At 37.5% G+C, this 18047-nt stretch carries 15 protein-coding genes; 1 reads left to right on the forward strand and 14 read right to left on the reverse strand.

Annotation, left to right across the window (positions count from 1 at the left end):
- Positions 1–22: 22 nt before the first annotated feature.
- The 7 genes from ACIQ7N_RS12535 to citZ form a co-directional block, all read right to left on the reverse strand.
- Positions 23–463 (reverse strand): MaoC/PaaZ C-terminal domain-containing protein, encoded by a 441-nt coding sequence (locus ACIQ7N_RS12535; RefSeq protein WP_132357189.1) that lies wholly within the window; start codon positions 461–463, stop codon positions 23–25.
- Positions 464–1096: 633 nt separating this feature from the next.
- On the reverse strand, positions 1097–1348 hold the full coding sequence (locus ACIQ7N_RS12540) for a DUF5071 domain-containing protein (protein ID WP_402932481.1): 252 nt from the start codon (positions 1346–1348) through the stop codon (positions 1097–1099).
- Positions 1349–1589: 241 nt separating this feature from the next.
- Complete coding sequence (locus tag ACIQ7N_RS12545; RefSeq protein WP_402932484.1) at positions 1590–2081, reverse strand: SMI1/KNR4 family protein; 492 nt, start codon at positions 2079–2081, stop codon at positions 1590–1592.
- 309 nt (positions 2082–2390) lie between these two features.
- Complete coding sequence (locus ACIQ7N_RS12550) at positions 2391–2960, reverse strand: hypothetical protein (RefSeq protein WP_402932487.1); 570 nt, start codon at positions 2958–2960, stop codon at positions 2391–2393.
- A 288-nt stretch (positions 2961–3248) separates the two neighbouring features.
- Positions 3249–4187: a malate dehydrogenase gene (gene mdh / locus ACIQ7N_RS12555; protein WP_402932490.1), complete on the reverse strand. Its 939-nt coding sequence runs from the start codon at positions 4185–4187 to the stop codon at positions 3249–3251.
- A gap of 317 nt (positions 4188–4504) precedes the next feature.
- Positions 4505–5767 (reverse strand): NADP-dependent isocitrate dehydrogenase, encoded by a 1263-nt coding sequence (icd, locus tag ACIQ7N_RS12560; protein WP_132357191.1) that lies wholly within the window; start codon positions 5765–5767, stop codon positions 4505–4507.
- 80 nt (positions 5768–5847) lie between these two features.
- Positions 5848–6963 (reverse strand): citrate synthase, encoded by a 1116-nt coding sequence (gene citZ, locus ACIQ7N_RS12565; protein ID WP_132357192.1) that lies wholly within the window; start codon positions 6961–6963, stop codon positions 5848–5850.
- Positions 6964–7215: 252 nt separating this feature from the next.
- On the opposite strand from citZ, the gene ACIQ7N_RS12570 reads away from it, so the two are divergent.
- A complete protein-coding gene (locus ACIQ7N_RS12570; RefSeq protein ID WP_402932494.1) occupies positions 7216–8181 on the forward strand; it encodes an AI-2E family transporter in 966 nt (321 codons plus the stop codon).
- On the opposite strand, the gene ACIQ7N_RS12575 is transcribed toward ACIQ7N_RS12570, so the two are convergent.
- The 7 genes from ACIQ7N_RS12575 to dnaE all read right to left on the reverse strand — a co-directional run bounded on the left by ACIQ7N_RS12575 (position 8165) and on the right by dnaE (position 17971).
- Positions 8165–8554 carry an FxsA family protein gene (locus ACIQ7N_RS12575; protein ID WP_402932497.1) on the reverse strand — a complete coding sequence of 130 codons (390 nt, stop codon included), beginning with the start codon at positions 8552–8554 and terminating at the stop codon, positions 8165–8167. The genes ACIQ7N_RS12570 and ACIQ7N_RS12575 overlap by 17 nt on opposite strands.
- A 569-nt stretch (positions 8555–9123) precedes the next feature.
- On the reverse strand, positions 9124–10884 hold the full coding sequence (gene pyk / locus ACIQ7N_RS12580) for a pyruvate kinase (RefSeq protein WP_402932500.1): 1761 nt from the start codon (positions 10882–10884) through the stop codon (positions 9124–9126).
- A gap of 28 nt (positions 10885–10912) precedes the next feature.
- Positions 10913–11872 carry a 6-phosphofructokinase gene (gene pfkA / locus ACIQ7N_RS12585; protein WP_132357196.1) on the reverse strand — a complete coding sequence of 320 codons (960 nt, stop codon included), beginning with the start codon at positions 11870–11872 and terminating at the stop codon, positions 10913–10915.
- A 277-nt stretch (positions 11873–12149) separates the two neighbouring features.
- Positions 12150–13106 (reverse strand): acetyl-CoA carboxylase carboxyltransferase subunit alpha, encoded by a 957-nt coding sequence (locus ACIQ7N_RS12590; protein WP_402932503.1) that lies wholly within the window; start codon positions 13104–13106, stop codon positions 12150–12152.
- A complete protein-coding gene (gene accD / locus ACIQ7N_RS12595) occupies positions 13099–13947 on the reverse strand; it encodes an acetyl-CoA carboxylase, carboxyltransferase subunit beta (RefSeq protein ID WP_132357198.1) in 849 nt (282 codons plus the stop codon). Before accD ends, ACIQ7N_RS12590 begins: the two co-directional genes overlap by 8 nt.
- A 21-nt stretch (positions 13948–13968) precedes the next feature.
- Positions 13969–14610: a FadR/GntR family transcriptional regulator gene (locus tag ACIQ7N_RS12600; RefSeq protein WP_402932506.1), complete on the reverse strand. Its 642-nt coding sequence runs from the start codon at positions 14608–14610 to the stop codon at positions 13969–13971.
- Between the two features lie 277 nt (positions 14611–14887).
- A complete protein-coding gene (gene dnaE / locus ACIQ7N_RS12605) occupies positions 14888–17971 on the reverse strand; it encodes a DNA polymerase III subunit alpha (RefSeq protein WP_402932509.1) in 3084 nt (1027 codons plus the stop codon).
- Between the last annotated feature and the right edge of the window lie 76 nt (positions 17972–18047).

Below are 18047 nucleotides of genomic sequence, written 5' to 3' on the forward strand. Positions count from 1 at the left end.
CCCATTTCAAATCTCAAGACGTCTATAAAGCAAGTGGTGGTGTCACCAGCAAAGTACCCTCAATCATAAGCTGCTTCTGCTCATTATAAGAGTGTACCGATACAGTAATTGTATTTTGTAATTTATTTACTTCCGTTACCTCTAATAGAGTATCAAATAATTCATAATGATAGAGCGGCTCTAAATATTTTATATGTTGCTCAATAATTCGTGCACCTGGTCCAGGAATATACTTTGACACTGCTGAAGTAATAATGCCATTTAACATAATTGTTGGTACGATTGGCTTTTGAAAAGGCGTCATCGCTGCATAATCATGTTGAATATAAAGCGGATTATTATCATTCGTAAGTCCTAAATAAAGCAGTAAATCCTTATCTTCTATTTTCTCGGTAATATGAATCTTCTCGCCAACTGTAACTTCATCAATAGTGAGACCAAGCTTACTGTTTTTTTGAAGCAAAAATACGCCAACCCCTTTTCTATCATATACCTTCATAGTATCAATTTTATTCCAAAAGTACAACGAAAAGCAGAATAACCATTTTATCTTTATTCAGCAATATATTTTCTGTAATGAAAGCGAAGCAGCAGTATTGTATATCTACATGAAAGTAAAGCGTTAGCATAACGTGGGGTTGATTTCCGTTCCGACTGGGTGCTTTGTTGCTGTCGCTTCGCTTTCGCACAGAAAACATTTGTTGCTGTCGCTTCACTTTCGCACAGAGCAAAGCTTCCTGAGGGCGTCCGATGAGCCGCTTCACTCGCGTTGCTCGCTCCAGGGTCTCGGGCCAACAGATGTTTTTTGCGCGAAAGCGTGAGTGCAACGTAGCGACAGCAGCACGATGTTGGTCACGAAGGCGTTATCACAGGATGTGATGCTTTTAGCCTTCGTTCCTCTATTGCTGATCCCCAAGGAGTCGCCCAGTCTCCATTCCAATCAACTTATTAACATAGCATACGTTTTTAACAAATTGTCTCCTCAACTCTTAAGTTGTGGCATCACCCAAATTAAATGAAACCTCCACATATGAGATGGTTACCTCTTGCTAGTTATTCAACTAAAGCATCTCCTAAGTTGAATAAGGGATATTTTTTAGATTGTTTCCAAAATCTCTTTTGCGATTTCATCAAATTCCTCTGCAAGTTCATTATGTGTAGGTGTTTCCGCCACTCTTGTTAAATACTCTCTAAATTGAATTCTTGACTCTACTGGTAATTTGATTACCAAAAAGTGTAAAGCAAACCACTTCCAGCTTTCATCAGCTGAAGATAAAACATCTTGCACATGTGGGACAATTTCTTCTGGTAAAGATAAAAGTACGCTTGGTGCAACTAGCCAATTCATAAGTTGAATCTATTCGAGGAGGTTAGGAAGTAAAGGCAATTTGGCAAAAGATCTCCAAAGTCTTCCATATACATTCCTCCCTTAGATTTTTATACATAACAATCTATTTATTATCAGTCTTTATTAAACTAGTCTGCAGTTAGCACAATAAGAAAAGCTTTCTTTAATTTCGGTACTAGATCTTAAACTCTTGCCTCCGATAGTTTAAGTGTAATTTTTCACAAATCAACGTTTAAAAGGGCTAATCAACAATTTTACTTTTTATGGTCGCAACGAGGAAAAGGTCAGATAATTTCTTTACAACAGTTAGTTTATTTTCAATTATCATCTCAGTCTCTTCACCATATTCATGGTTTAATAAATAGACAGGTGGATTATTGCCTTCGTGTATATTTATTGCGTATGCATCTCCAATAGCTATTTCTTCTCCGATACAAATATAACCGCTTTCATATACTGCACAGCCAGGAACAGCATCGAAACTTCCTTCAATAATAAACTTTGGATTCAAGAATTCAATTCGTAATTCAGCTTCTTCATCTTCTTCATCTAGAGGAACAACCAATTCACTATCACACACTTCTACTGTAGTCATTAATTCTAGCAACCATTCTGGAAGTTTAATATCCAGTTTTTCATTTAGATCATTGATTTCACCAACTGTCGCTATCCTAGTGGAAGTTCCAGACTTTTGAATCATTTCTTTAGCATTTCTAATTACTTCATTAACCAACGTGACTCCTCCATACAATTTGGAATATTAATTGTTCTTTAATGAACGCTGTGATTTTGCGTTCATAATAAATACTTATCGATTGGTAAAAAATCCCTCCGCTTGTTGGAGAAATGCTCTTACCATAGAATATTTGACCTATCAAATCTTAACAATATTTTGCCTTATTATATATATTTAATATTTCCCTCATTCAACTAAATTGCTCCGTTAGTGAAATAAAAAAGCTACCATTGACTTTGGTAGCTTATCTTAAACTCTTGCACTCTTTATCGAAACAAGAAATCGGTATTTCGATTACTGTTTATCCTATTGTCGTATAAATAAGCCATTTTCTTCAATAATCTCCTTACACTTATTAAAACCTATTATCGACTTAGAATAAATAGGAAAAGACAAATCCCAATTCCCTATTATCACTGTATCCAAAGAAGGAAGGAAAAAATTTGAAAAATATAGTTCAGTTACTGAGAGTTTCGTAAAAAAGACAAGAGCTTCCACATCCCCTATTTTATAAATACCCTTATTGTTGGAAAACAATTTTCGAAAAATATTCGCCTCCGACCGATTTAAGCAACTTAATTTATATTTAAATTCTTCTTTACTCAAACCTTTTTTATAAATGTGTACATACATTCCATTCTCTTCTTTATGAAAAAGTTGCGTAAAAGTATCCAAGAAATTTGCACTATACTTTAAATTATGGTTTTCTCCCAATAACTCAAATGCCTCTTCTTCAGTAAGAACACGATTGAATACGTCCATAATTCCTATATGATTGTATAACTCATTTGGCTTTTCGAGAAGGTGAGTGTTAAATTTTTTATATTTTGATTGTAGGATATTGATTTCTTTGGTTGTTGCCAATGTTAATTTCATAATTTTACCTCGATGTTTTACTTGTACTAACAAACTTTTTTATCTTGTTTAAAAAAGCTACCCCGTTAATTGAAGGAAAATCCGTTGGGCCTTTATCAATAGTATTTTGTAGCTCTTTTCAAACATTGATTATAATAATCTTCATTACAGTATGCGGACCCTACATGTTTCCGTGAATTACCTATATCTACTTTCTACCCCTTTTTGACGCACTATCTTATTTTTTCGATGTCCCATTACTTAAAAAAATCGAGTAGGAATGAATCCCACTCGATTTCATAAACTTTATTAAGCTAAAACTTTCATAACGTCGCGGACAGCCTCTGCCGATTTATCTAAAGCTGCTTTTTCTTTGTCTGTTAAATCAAGCTCAAAGATTTTTTCTATACCATTTGCACCTAATAATGTCGGAACACCTAGATATAAATCATTGTAGCCATATTCGCCTTCTAAGTATGCAATTGATGGAAGTATACGTTTTTGGTCTTTAATGATCGCTTCCGCCATTTCAATAAGCGCCGCTGAAGGAGCATAATATGCCGAACCATTACCAAGGAGGTTAACAATTTCAGCGCCACCTTTACGTGTACGGTCTACTATCTCTTCAAGACGATCTGCTGGAATTAATGATTCTAATGGAATACCACCAGCGAATGAGTAGCGAGTAAGTGGCACCATTGTATCGCCATGACCACCTAACACAAAACCTGTGATGTCTTTTACTGAGATATTCAGTTCTTCAGCTACAAACGCACAGAAACGAGCTGTATCAAGTACACCCGATTGACCTATTACACGATTTTTAGGGAAACCAGTTTCTTTGAATACTGTGTAAGTCATTGCATCAACTGGGTTTGTAAGAACGAGGATTGTTGCACTTGGTGAGTATTTAGCAATTTCCTTAGAAACAGCTTTCATTACATCTTGGTTAATTTGAACAAGATCGTCACGGCTCATACCTGGTTTACGTGCAACGCCAGCAGTGATGATTACTACATCAGAATCTGCAGTATCTGCATAATTAGAAGTACCTTTAACATAAGAATCATAGCCTTGCACCGGTGCAGCTTCCCACATATCTAAAGCTTTACCCTTTGTTGGATTTTCAGCTTGAGGAATATCCACTAACACTACATCACCAAGTTCTTTTTGAGCTGCTAAAAATGCTGCAGTAGCGCCAGTAAAACCGCTACCGATTACTGAGATTTTTTTTCGTTTCAGAGACATTCGAATACGCTCCTTTAAAATTAGGTTATATAATCAATTATGCCTCGGCATAAATTGTGTCAGGAACCGGTTTTGTGCAAGCACAAAGAACTCCTTTCCGATTCCGTGACATCCGCCGGAGGCTTCTTTCAGCGGATGTTTAAACACCGACTGAAAGAATTTAAAAAAGGGAGGAGAATAAATTCTCCTCCCTCGATTAAACAAGTTCATTGTAAATATTTTATTAAGCTAAGGTCAATAGAAATTTACATTTCACCCTAATTATATCGGCAGAACATACTTCCGCTTTAACTATAATTTCTATTTAAAATAGAAAATTATAGGTTTTTGATTAATTCATTAGCGAATTCTGAACATTTTACTTCTGTAGCGCCGTCCATTAAACGAGCGAAGTCGTAAGTTACAACTTTAGAAGAAATTGTTTTCTCTACAGATTTAGTAACCATGTCAGCTGCTTCTTGCCATCCTAAGTGCTCAAGCATTAATACGCCTGAAAGTAATACTGAAGATGGGTTTACTTTATCTTGACCAGCATATTTTGGAGCTGTACCGTGAGTAGCTTCGAAGATCGCGTGTCCAGTTACATAGTTAATGTTTGCGCCTGGAGCGATACCGATACCACCAACTTGAGCAGCTAATGCGTCAGAGATATAGTCACCGTTTAAGTTCATTGTAGCAACTACGTCGAACTCATTTGGACGAGTTAAAATTTGTTGTAAGAAGATATCAGCGATAGAATCTTTAACTAAGATTTTACCAGCTGCTAAAGCGTCAGCTTGTGCTTTGTTTGCTGCTTCTTCACCTTGTTCAGCTTTAATAGCATCATATTGGTTCCAAGTGAATGTTTGATCAGCAAATTCTTTTTCAGCTAATTCATAACCCCATTTTTTGAATCCACCTTCAGTGAATTTCATGATGTTACCTTTGTGTACTAAAGTAACAGATGGGCGTTTATGATTAATAGCGTATTCGATAGCTGAACGTACTAAACGCTCAGTACCTTCTTTAGATACAGGTTTTACACCGATACCAGAAGTTTCTGGGAAGCGGATTTTGTTAACACCAAATTCAGTTTGTAGGAAGTTGATGATTTTTTGTGCTTGTTCAGAACCAGATTCGAATTCAATACCAGCGTAGATGTCTTCTGTGTTTTCGCGGAAGATAACCATATCAACATCTTCTGGACGTTTAACTGGAGAAGGTACTCCATCAAAGTGACGTACTGGACGTAAGCATACATATAGGTCAAGCTGTTGACGTAATGCTACGTTTAGAGAGCGGATACCACCACCGATTGGCGTAGTAAGAGGACCTTTGATTGCGATTAGGTATTCGTTAATTTTGTCTAAAGTTTCTTGTGGTAACCATTCACCAGTTTGGTTGAATGCTTTTTCACCAGCTAAAACTTCTAACCATTCGATTTTCTTTTCACCGTTGTAAGCTTTTTCTACAGCTGCGTCGATTACGCGTGATGCTGCAGCCCAAATATCTGGACCAATTCCGTCACCTTCGATGAAAGGAATTACTGGATTGTTTGGTACATTAAGTACGCCATTTTCAACTACAATTTTGTTTGACATTGATGTTGCCTCCTAAATTCATAATCATAGGACTGTGTTTTTAGTAACACAGTCCCAAATATTCTAGCATATTTTCCGAATTAGCGCTCGCTGACTGGAACATATTTTTGCATGCCTGGTCCAACATACTCTGCACGTGGACGGATTAGGCGGTTGTTAGCATATTGCTCTAAAATATGAGCTACCCAACCAGAAGTACGTGACACTGCGAAAATTGGTGTGAATAGGTCATGATCAATACCTAAAGAATCATACACTGACGCAGAGAAGAAGTCTACGTTTGCAGGTAATTTCTTTTGTTCTACGATCATGTCATGGATTTTAACTGACATTTCATAAAGCTCTGGTTTACCAGTTAGCTCAGTTAATTTTTGTGACATTACACGTAAGTGTGGTGCACGTGGGTCGCCTTTGCGGTATACACGGTGACCGAAGCCCATGATTTTTTCTTTGTTATCTAATTTATTTTGAATATAAGATTCAACGTTTTCTAGTGAGCCAATTTCAGTTAACATTTTCATAACTTGCTCATTTGCACCACCATGAAGTGGTCCTTTTAATGCACCGATAGCTGCAGTTACACCAGAATAAACATCTGATAATGTAGCTACACATACACGTGCTGTGAATGTAGATGCATTTAATTCGTGATCAGCATGTAATACTAATGCTTTGTCGAATGCTTCCACTTCGATTGCTGCTGGCTCTTCACCTTTAAGCATGTATAAGAAGTTTGCTGCATATCCTAATTCTGGTTTTGGCGCAACTGGCTCTAAACCTTTACGAACACGCGCAAATGCAGTAACTACTGTAGCAATTTTAGCTTGTAAACGGATTGCTTTACGGTAGTTAGCTTCTGTATCCATAACATCCGCTTCTTCATCGAATACACCAAGTAAAGATACTGCAGTACGTAGTGCAGCCATTGGATGTACAGTTGAAAGTGGGTATGTTTTGAATTGCTCTACAATTGCTTGTGGAATAGACATGTTGTCTGCCAATTGTTGTTTTAATTCAGCTAGCTCGTCCGCTTTTGGTAAACGAGTATGCCATAATAAATAAATTACCTCTTCGAATGACGCATTCTCTGCTAAATCATCAATGTTGTAACCAACATATGTAAGTGTGTCATCGATAATTGAACTGATTTTAGATTCCGCTGCTACGATACCTTCTAAACCTTTAGTTGCTGACATAAATTATCGCTCCCTCATAATATATTTTTTAGTGGTAAATGCAGTTATTAGCTCGCATTTACGTTTTTTGCTCATATGAACCATTAAGTTAATCGCTTACATTGCTATTATAATCATTTTTGACAGCTTTGTGAATGAAAAACCTCCGAATAAAGAAAAAGGTGCGCGAGCGATTATAAATGAGTTTTAAAAGAGATTCTTTTGCGCATTTCAATTTTAAATTATCATTTGAAACGGGGTGAATTTGTAAAAATGAGGAATATTAAATATTTTTCATTCGAAAGAACTACAAGTATTTTATTTTTCATATTCTATTTGGTAATATTGTGGTTCGTATTGCCTGTATCACTTGCGATATTTTTATCTTTTTCCACTTATCCTATCATAAAATTCCTTCATTCTTATTGTAGAATTACCTATTGGCTTGCAGCAATTATTGTGGAAGCACTTATACTAGCTTGCGTTTTTCTTCTCGTTATCATAACGATAAACAGTATTATTCTTGTCTTCCCGGAAATCAGAAATACATTACAAAATTTCCCGCTTTTTACTGAATATGAATCAATGTTCATCCAAGTTTTAAAGGAAAAATCCCTCTCTATTTTCGATTCAATCTTTTTATACACAGCTAATATTTTCCAGCTATTCATGAAGCATGTAATTGAAGTATTTATATTCCTTGTTGCTTACTATTTCGCCCTATTGGAAACGCGCAAATCCCGCTATTGGTTTTTTCAATATGTGCCAAAAAAATTCCGCAATGAATGGCAGAAGCATTTTTCTAAAATAATGCAGCTATTTCATTACTTTTTGTACGTAGAGTTTCAGCTATTCACAATTACACTACTCATTCTTTGTGCGGGATTTATGATTCTCCAATTTGAACAAGCCATCATTAAAGCTTTTATAGTTGCATTTGCAGATGTACTTCCGTTCTTTGGGATTGGCGTATTCCTTGTACCCATGAGCGTTTATTTTTACTTAAAAGGCAATACCTTTTTATGTGCAGCTATTTTACTTTTGTATCTCTTCGTTCAATTAACAAGGCAGCTAGCTGAATCCATGCTTTGGTCAAATACATTACAATTACGTACATTCCATACTTTTTTCATCAGTGCTGCCTCTATTTTATTATTTGGTTTTTACGGCATTTTACTGAGCCCTATATTTTTATTTTTAGCGGTTAAACTAAAAGATAATGCTATTTTTGAACGATGATAAATTGACCCTTTTTCATTTTTTTCCGCATCCAATAATAAAAGATTGGCTGGAACATTTTACGAGAAAAAGGCATAAGTAATAATAAACCAACAAGATCAGTTATAAAACCTGGTAATGCTAGAAGTACACCACCACTGAAATTTAATACTGTGTTAACTAATGCTGGCCCCGGAGCTTCTCCGCGTGCTATCGTATTTTTTACCTTTTGTACCGAATTCATACCTTTATTTTTCACTATATAAATACCTATAATACTCGTAGCGACTATAAGCAATAATGTATTTAGAACACCAAAATTTTGACCAATTACTATTAATAACGCCAACTCGGCTAATCCATAGACAATGAAACCAAGAAGTACTTTTCTCATATTTTCTCCTTTCTAGTTGAAAAGGCTATACCTTTTATACGTTATTATAGCCCATTAAGTTTCATTTAAAAAATAATGGGTCCAATTTAAGGAGACGATGACGTTATTCTTTTTATAGTAAATCTCATTCCATGAGAGAAATTTTTATTTAGTAAAGTAAGTTTAAACTAGGCAAAATTAGCCCATCACCATAACGTGGGGTTGATTTCCGTTCCGGCTGGGCGCTTTCCTGGGGGCGTCCGATGAGCCGCTTCACTCGCGTTGCTCGCTCCAGAGTCTCGGGCCAACAGATGTTTTTTGCGCGAAAGCGTGAGTGTAACGTAGCGACAGCAGCACGATGTTGGTCACGAAGGCGTTATCACAGGATGTGATGCTTTTAGCCTTCGTTCCTCTATTGCTAATCCCCAAGGAGTCGCCCAGCCTCCACTCCAATCAACTTATACACACGACATATGTTTTAACAAAATGTCATTCCTAGATTTCGGTAAAAAAACGCAAAATGCTATTTACTTCTTTACTATAAGAAAAGCTCTAGTGCAAATAGTTGCACTAGAGCTTTATTTTATAGATTAAAGAACACTTGCATGCCCTTTGTAAATAACGCCTGTTTCAGCATCCATTGTAATTTCTTGACCGTGGCGAATCAATGTAGTCGCTTCTTTTACTCCGACGATAACAGGGATACCAAGGCTAAGTCCTACAACCGCTGCATGACTTGTTAGCCCGCCCTCCTCTGTAATCAAACCAATACAATTTTCAAGTGCTGGCATCATATCACGATCTGAGCCAACTGTTACTAAAATGCATCCGTCTGTATCATATGCTAGTGCCTCTGCAGCATTTTTGGCAACAACTGTTTTGCCTACTACTGAAGCTTTACCAATTCCTTGACCACGAGCTAATAAATCTCCGATGATGTGTACCTTCATTAAGTTAGTAGTACCTGCTTCACCAACTGGTACACCTGCCGTAATGACAACAGCATCACCATGCGTTACGAAACCATGCTTCAAGCTTTCATCAACAGCTAGTTCTAAAATTTCATCTGTTGTCGTAACTCGTTGACATACAACTGGGTTCACACCCCAAACTAATGTTAATGCGTGAGCTGTATTAGCAGAACCTGTCACAGCGACAATCGGTACACCAGGACGATATTTTGCAATCATTCTAGCTGTGTTACCACTTTCTGTTGGTGCTAGTACTGCCTTCACACCTAAGTTAATCGAAGTGTATGCTACTGCCTGAGAAATCGCCTCAGTCATGTTTGCCTCTTTTTCACGACTACGTGTAGAGACGATTGCCTTATAATCTAATGAATTTTCTGTACGCTGTGCGATTTTATTCATTGTTTGTACGGACTCTACTGGATAAAGCCCTGCTGCCGTTTCACCAGACAACATAATTGCATCTGTACCATCGATAATTGCATTTGCTACGTCACTAGCCTCTGCTCGAGTTGGGCGTGGATTACGCTGCATCGAATCTAACATTTGTGTAGCTGTAATAACTGGTTTACCTACTTGATTACATTTTAAAATTAATTTCTTTTGTACAAGTGGTACTTCTTCTGCTGGAATTTCTACACCTAGGTCACCACGCGCTACCATTAATCCATCTGAAACTAAGATGATTTCATCGATATTATCGACACCCTCTTGGTTTTCGATTTTCGGAATTATTTGAATGTGGTTACCACCATTTTGTTCAAGTAATTCTCGAATTTCTAGTACATCCTTTGCTCGACGAACGAACGAAGCTGCAATAAAATCAACACCTTGTTTAATACCGAATAAAATGTCCTGTGCATCTTTTTCTGTAATTCCAGGAAGCTGTACAGAAACGCCCGGTACGTTAACACCCTTTTTATTTTTTAAGATACCTGCATTTTCAACAATCGTATGAATAAGTCCTTTTTCCATATCTTTTGCTAAAACACGTAATTGAATAAGTCCATCATCTAATAAAATAATTGAGTTTTGCTCAACGTCCTCGATTAAACGATCGTACGTTACAGAGAAGCTTGACTCAGTTCCTTCAATTTCGGTCATTGAAATATCAATTACTTGCCCTGCTGCTAAATGCAATTCTCCGTTTTTCATATTATGCGTACGAATTTCTGGACCTTTTGTGTCGAGTAAAATCCCAACTGGTTTCCCAAGTTTTTGTGCTACTTCGCGAATTAAATTAATACGTACTTCGTGCTCCTCATGAGAACCATGTGAAAAGTTTAAGCGGGCTACATTCATACCTGCTTCAATTAGTTTCTCTAAAACTTCTGGTGACTCACTTGCCGGACCAATTGTACATACGATTTTTGTTTTTCTCATTTTCTGCCCACTCCGTTTTTATGACAAATTATATTGATAGTTCTTTCATTAAAGTATATAAACTTACATCTGCCTCATGATTTTTTTCGAAAGCCTCAGGCATATCGTAGTCAATAACTTGATGATTGCGGATACCTACCGCCCTGCCAGATTTTCCTTCCATCAGCAATTCAACTGCATGTGCACCAAATTGACTCGCTAAAACACGATCACGCGCAGTAGGTGAACCGCCACGTTGGATATGTCCAAGAACAGAAACACGCGTTTCTTTTCCTGTTTTTTCATATAAAAGCTTCGCCAATTCGTTACCAGACATGACACCTTCAGCGACGATAATAATGCTATGCTTTTTCCCGCGAGCTGCACCACGATCTAAGCGTGCCACAATGTCATCCAAATTATAATCTTCTTCTGGAATTAGAACTGTTTCAGCACCAGCTGCAAGACCTGCCCATAAAGCAATGTCCCCTGCATCTCGTCCCATTACCTCAACTATAAAGGAATTTTCATGGGAAGTTGCTGTATCTCGGATTTTATCAATCGATTCCACGACTGTATTTAGTGCAGTATCAAATCCTATAGTATACTCGGTTCCAGGTACGTCGTTATCAATTGTTCCTGGTACGCCTACAACAGGAAAGCCTTTTTTCACTAAATCCATAGCTCCACGGTAAGAACCATCTCCACCAATAACGACTAGTCCTTCAATGCCAGCTTCACGCATATTATCAATGCCTCGCTGCTGAACAGCATCTTCTTTAAATTCAGGACATCTTGCTGAATTTAAATGGGTACCACCACGTTGAATAATGCCACCTACTGAACCTAAATCGAGATTTTCCATATTACCTTTTATTAAGCCATCATAGCCATGCTTAATTCCGACAACATCAATTCCATGATATGCTGCTTTACGAACGACTGCACGAATGGCTGCATTCATTCCTGGCGCATCTCCACCACTTGTTAATACGGCAATTTTTTTCATTGTCGAACCTCCTGCAGATACTATTATTATTCACATTAACATGAAAAAACAAACTATGTAAGGGTTCTGAGGCTAGAAAAACATAACTTTTACATAAAAAATAAAAAGAATGCGCTTTCACACACTCTTTCTATTCAAAAATATCCGAAATTTAACATTCATTCAATATATTTCACATATTTTTTCGTGCTATTCACTCTTATTTTTTATGAATATGAATTATAATTTCTAACTATTTTCGAGCAAATTTACATATCCAAAAACTTAAAACTGTAATTTAAGCTTCTGTATATTGTCCAATCTTTTTAAATTTCTCATAACGGTCTTCAATTAATTGTTGGCCATTTAAACAATTCAATGCTTTAAGTGTATCACTTATACATTCTTTTATATTAAGTGCTTGTTTCGCTACATTGCGATGTGCTCCACCTGTAATCTCAGGGATAATTCCATCAATAACACCAAGCTCTTTTAAGTCAGGTGCTGTTATACGCATTGCTTCTGCTGCTTGCTTCGCTAGGCTACCATCACGCCATAAAATCGACGCAGCCCCTTCTGGCGAGATAACCGAATAAGTTGAGTTCTCTAACATAAAGACACGATTTGCTACACCTAATGCAAGTGCACCGCCGCTTCCGCCTTCCCCAATTACGATAGAAATAATCGGCACTGTTAAGCCCGCCATTTCGACGAGATTTCTAGCAATCGCTTCACTTTGACCGCGTTCTTCAGCTGCCTTACCCGGATAAGCACCTTTCGTATCAATAAAACAAATAATTGGACGCTTAAACTTCTCAGCCTGTTTCATTAAGCGTAATGCCTTACGATATCCTTCAGGGTGTGGCATACCAAAATTTCGACGGATGTTTTCCTTAGTAGATTTTCCGCGTTGGTGTCCAATAATTGTTATCGGCTGTCCCTCAAAAAAAGCAATTCCTCCAAGAATAGCTGCATCATCACCAAATGTACGATCACCATGTAACTCAATAAAGTTTTCACACATAGCCTCTATATATTGTAAAGTTGTTGGTCGTTCTGGATGTCTAGCAACCTGTACGCGATCCCATGGCTTCATATTGGCGTAAATAGATTGTTCAAGCTGTGTTAGACGTGTTTCAAGCTTTTCGATTTCGCCTGTCATATCTACATCTGCTTCGGTAGCAATCGTTTTTAATTCATCAATTTTTTCACGTAATTGTACTACTGGTTCTTCAAAAGCTAAATTTTTAGACATGTTGCACGCCGCCTTTCGTATGCATTTTTACAAGCACTGCTACTTGGTTTCGTAAATCTTTTCGATGGAAAATGGCATCAAGCTGACCATGTGCTAATAAAAATTCTGCCGTTTGGAAATCACTTGGTAGTTTTTCTCTTACTGTTTCTTCAATTACACGACGACCAGCAAAGCCAATTAATGCTTGTGGCTCCGCAATATTAATATCTCCAACAGAGGCAAAGCTCGCAGAAACGCCACCTGTTGTAGGATGCGTGAGTATTGAAATAAACAATAGACCCTCATCACTATGACGTTTTAATGCAACACTCGTTTTTGCCATTTGCATTAATGATAGTACGCCTTCTTGCATGCGCGCTCCGCCACTTGCAGTAAAGATAATAAACGGTACACGTAATTCAGTAGCTTTTTCAATGGCACGTGTAATTTTTTCTCCGACAACTGAGCCCATTGAACCCATACGGAAATGAGAATCCATAATTGCTACTACAATTTCTTCTCCATCAAGGGTGCCTATTCCTGTCAGTACAGCTTCATTTAATCCCGTTTTTTGTTGATCCGCTGAAATTTTTTCAACATAAGCAGGGAAATTAAGCGGATTACTTGTTTGTAAATGATCGTCCATTGAAACAAATGAACCTTCATCTAAAAAGCATGCAACGCGCTCCTGTGCTGTCATTTTGAAATGATGGTCACATTTCGAGCATACTTTATTATTTTTTTCTAATTCCTTCGTTAATTGAATGTGACGGCATTCTGGACATTTTGTCATAAGTCCTTCTGGAAATCCCTTTTCTTGTCCATCCTCTTTCTTTTTCGTAAATAAGCTGCGAATTGCCATGTTTGACTCCCCCTTTGTTGTCTAATTACTTCGTACAATCTTCATCCATTGCTCGTAAGCTTTTAATGCTTCTTTTTCATATCCTAGCTGCATCGATTTCAACATTGTTTGAATGATTAATTTTTCTTCTTCTGTTGAATTTCGATTTAATCGGTCACCGTCATAAACTGCTAACTGAAACCATACTTTTAGTGAAAGACGATTTCCTGACGTGATTATTATTTCCCGTAAAACGTCCCGACAATTAATCGCACTTTCTATCTCTAGCTTTACAAAAAAACTGTCCCACACAGGTAGTGTTCGCAGAGTCTCTGTACAACTTATTACGCGAATAGCTTCCTTTTCATGAATTTCTCGCGTTAATTCGACATCCTTTTTTGATTTTTCATCTTCTAATATAAACATCGACAGTATTTCCACTAGCTGATGTTTATGTGTGGAAGCTAGGAAAGTACCTCCCCCATGTTTCGTTTCAATAAGACCTAACAACTCTAAGCTTCGCAATGCCTCTCTCACGGAGGATCGCCCGACACCTAGACGTTCTGAAAGGACTCGTTCGGAAGGTAGCTTTTCACCAGCCTGTATTTTTTCTAATTTAATAAGTTGTCGTAATTGTTGGACGATATCTAAAAAAACTTTCTTTTGTTCGGTTTTTTTATCCATACGATCAACTCCTCGTTCTATCAATTTTGCCTTAGATTATTTATAGCTGAGATAAACGATGCATCCAAAGGCTTTATCTTCATTCAGCAGATGTTTGGATACCTATTGAAAAGTAAAGAAACGAAACCCACCACTTCAAAAGATAGAATCTATACTGAATGAAGACAAAAGTGGTCTGACCACTTTTCAACATTGACTCTAGCTTACAAAATAATTATTAAAAAGTAAAGAAAAAACTGCATAAAAGATTATGCAGTTTCTAAATTTTTCTTCAATTTCATATTCTTTTCGTCGTTTGCGCATGTTTTACTTTCACTTGAGGTTTACCAAAGCGCCTTTCAAGAGTTCCCTCAATGTAAAGCATTTCGTCTACTAGTAACAGCTCTTGAACAAGATGGAAAACTTGCGGGAATAAGGTTACAGATACCGTTCCAAACTCATCCTGAAGCTGAACAAAAGCCATTTGCTCACCTTTTTTTGTGCGTATTTTTTTTACTTCTTCTATTATGCCAATTATTTTTATATACGTTCCCTCACGAGCATGCTTCAACTCTCGGCACGTACTATTTACTTCATTCCAAAAAGCTCTTTCCTCTGAGACCGGATGTGCAGAAATATAAAAACCAAGACTTTCCTTTTCATGAAGTAATTTTTCCTTTTGTGGCATCGCTTCCGCTTCCATATACTTCGGCTTACCGAAACTAAAGGCAGTAGCAGATTCTATATCAATATCTTCAGTTGGTCTTAGCAGTTCAGCATGCTTTAAGGCTGCCTCCAATGTAGCTATTAGTACAGCACGATCTTTACCTATATAATCAAGAGCTCCAGCAAAAATTAAAGATTCCATTACTTTTGGTTTAAAATGCTGCGCACTTAAAGCAACTGCTAAGTCAAATAAATTATCAAATGCTTCTGCATTCGTTTGGCGTAAGACATTTACCTTCTCTATAAATGTATGAGGCACTCCCTTTATTCCTGATAAACTATAGCGAATTCCATCCTTTTCAACAGTAAAAAACTTTGTACTCTGTTTTAATGACGGTGGATAAAATGTAATCCCTTTCTCCTTCGCCTCACTCACAACCTGTAGAATTTTCTCCACATTTCCTGTTGCATTTGATAAAAGTGCTGTATAAAAGCTTTGTGGGAAATGTGCTTTTAAATAAGCCATTTGGTAGGAAATAACGCTGTATGCGACAGCATGGCTTTTAGGGAAACCATAGTCTGCAAAGCGCACAATTAATGCATACACTTCTTCTGCCACATGAACGTCAAAGCCTTGCTTCATTGCTCCCTCTACAAATGCGGCACGTTGCTCCTCTAATACTTGACGATTTTTCTTACTTACTGCCCGACGCAGTAAGTCTGCTTGTCCCATCGTAAAACCAGCCAGCACCGAAGCAATTTGCATAATCTGCTCTTGGTAAATTATGACACCAAACGTCTCACGTAATATAGGTTCTAACGCTGGATGGAGCATAGTAACCGATTCCCTTCCTGCTTTTCGTTTTGCATATACAGGTATAAAATCCATTGGACCAGGGCGATATAACGCGTTGACTGCCACTATATCTAAAAAATGATTTGGATGAATATCACGTAAAGCTTGCTTCATACCTTCCGATTCTAATTGAAAAATTCCTAATGTATCGCCCATTTGAAGAAGTTGAAATGTCTTTTCATCCTGCATGGGAATAAGCTCAAACTCGATCCAAGGTCCGCCAGATTTATAAATCGACCAACGAATCTGCTCTAAAATTGTCAGGTTGCGCAATCCTAGAAAATCCATTTTGACAAGCCCACTAGCTTCTACATCTCCCATCGGCCATTGCGTACAATATACGCCATCATGGCCTTCTTCAATCGGTATCGTATTAACTAATGGTGAAGGCGACAGCACAACCCCTGCTGCATGAGTAGAAGAATTTCTTGGCAACCCTTCTAGTTTTAACGCCACTTCAAACCAGCGCCGATGTTTTTCATCCTCGGCTAGCCAGCCTTGTAAACCTTGTGATTCGGTCAGTGCTTTTTGCAATGTTATCCCAGATTTATTCGGAATCATTTTTGAAATTTTCTCCAATGTTTCAGCGTCAAAACCAAAAACACGAGCAACATCTCTAGCAACTGCCTTAGCGGATAAAGTACCAAACGTAATAATTTGCGCTACATTTGCCTTGCCATATTTCTGAGTGACATATTGAATAACTTTTTGTCTTTTACTGTCGACAAAATCGATATCTATATCTGGCAGTGTAACACGTTCAGGGTTTAAAAATCGTTCAAATAATAAGCCATAAACTAACGGATCTACTTGCGTAATAGATAAGCTATAAGCAACAAGAGAACTCGCCGATGAACCACGACCAGGACCAGTTAAAATACGATTTTCTTTAGCAAACTGCATGAAATCTGCAACAATTAAAAAATAATCTGCAAAGCCCATTGTACAAATAATTTCAAGCTCATATTGAAGTCGCTCCCGATAAACTTGAGGAATTTCAGTTTGCTTTAAACGTTCTGCCAACCCTGCAAAAACCTTTTTGACAAGTAGGCTTTCGGCTGTTTCACCTGTTGGGACAGGAAATTTAGGCATTTGTACGTGCATTTCAGGAATTTCCGCCGTACAGCTAGCAAGCATCATTGCACTAGACTCAAGCCATTCTGGATAATCAGCAAACCAACTTTGCCATTCCTCTTTCGTTGGAGCGAAATAACCTTGTAATTGAGCTGATAACATTGTATCGGTAATCTTGTCACCTGAATCTATTGCTCTTGCAACCTCAAAGGCAAAATGATCTTCTGGACGTAAAAAATAGCAGCTCTGAGAGGCAACTACAGTTATGTTCATAGTTTCACACCATGCTACATACGCTTCTTCTTTTTCTGCTATCATCCCTGCAGGTCTTGCTATACCCATAAATAAACGGTTACCAAATACCTTGTTTAGAGCACTTGCTACTTCAGTCCAATCCTCAATTTCTATTAAGTTATCCGAAGAAAGTAATGCCACACAGCCTGCCGCATATCCTTCAAGCCATTTCCAAGGAAGTGCATCATCCTCTCGAATTGAAACTGCACTACTAATCTTTAAAAGATGCTGGTAGCCTTCTTGCGTCTGAGCATAGAGCACAAGTGGAACCTTTCTTTCTTGCCACTGTACATTTATCGTGAGCCCTATTACAGCATGAATATTCGCTTGCTGCAATGCTTTACAAAAAGGCAAAAGCCCGTACAATTTTGAATTGACGATTGCACAGGCCTGAGTATTTTGCTCTTGTAAAAAAGGGATCAATTGTTCAAGACGAATCGTACTTTTCAATAAATCCGCACTCGTATGCATTTTCGTGTATACATGTGTCAAATGAATCCCTTCCTTTCTAGGTATTTAAAAATGTTAATTTCAAAACTTTATTATTATGGTAGAAGTACGTTCTTAT

Origin of the sequence: Lysinibacillus sp. NPDC095746 (assembly GCF_044763535.1) — a bacterium.
GTDB lineage: Bacteria > Bacillota > Bacilli > Bacillales_A > Planococcaceae > Lysinibacillus.

Excerpts from the sequence above, each read along its gene's own strand:
- ACIQ7N_RS12570 (WP_402932494.1), top strand. The coding sequence starts at position 7,216 with ATGAGGAATATTAAATATTTTTCATTCGAAAGAACTACAAGTATTTTA.
- citZ (WP_132357192.1), bottom strand. The coding sequence starts at position 6,963 with ATGTCAGCAACTAAAGGTTTAGAAGGTATCGTAGCAGCGGAATCTAAA.
- icd (WP_132357191.1), bottom strand. The coding sequence starts at position 5,767 with ATGTCAAACAAAATTGTAGTTGAAAATGGCGTACTTAATGTACCAAAC.
- ACIQ7N_RS12590 (WP_402932503.1), bottom strand. The coding sequence starts at position 13,106 with ATGTCTAAAAATTTAGCTTTTGAAGAACCAGTAGTACAATTACGTGAA.
- accD (WP_132357198.1), bottom strand. The coding sequence starts at position 13,947 with ATGGCAATTCGCAGCTTATTTACGAAAAAGAAAGAGGATGGACAAGAA.
- pyk (WP_402932500.1), bottom strand. The coding sequence starts at position 10,884 with ATGAGAAAAACAAAAATCGTATGTACAATTGGTCCGGCAAGTGAGTCA.
- mdh (WP_402932490.1), bottom strand. The coding sequence starts at position 4,187 with ATGTCTCTGAAACGAAAAAAAATCTCAGTAATCGGTAGCGGTTTTACT.
- ACIQ7N_RS12540 (WP_402932481.1), bottom strand. The coding sequence starts at position 1,348 with ATGAATTGGCTAGTTGCACCAAGCGTACTTTTATCTTTACCAGAAGAA.
- ACIQ7N_RS12600 (WP_402932506.1), bottom strand. The coding sequence starts at position 14,610 with ATGGATAAAAAAACCGAACAAAAGAAAGTTTTTTTAGATATCGTCCAA.
- ACIQ7N_RS12550 (WP_402932487.1), bottom strand. The coding sequence starts at position 2,960 with ATGAAATTAACATTGGCAACAACCAAAGAAATCAATATCCTACAATCA.
- pfkA (WP_132357196.1), bottom strand. The coding sequence starts at position 11,872 with ATGAAAAAAATTGCCGTATTAACAAGTGGTGGAGATGCGCCAGGAATG.
- ACIQ7N_RS12575 (WP_402932497.1), bottom strand. The coding sequence starts at position 8,554 with ATGAGAAAAGTACTTCTTGGTTTCATTGTCTATGGATTAGCCGAGTTG.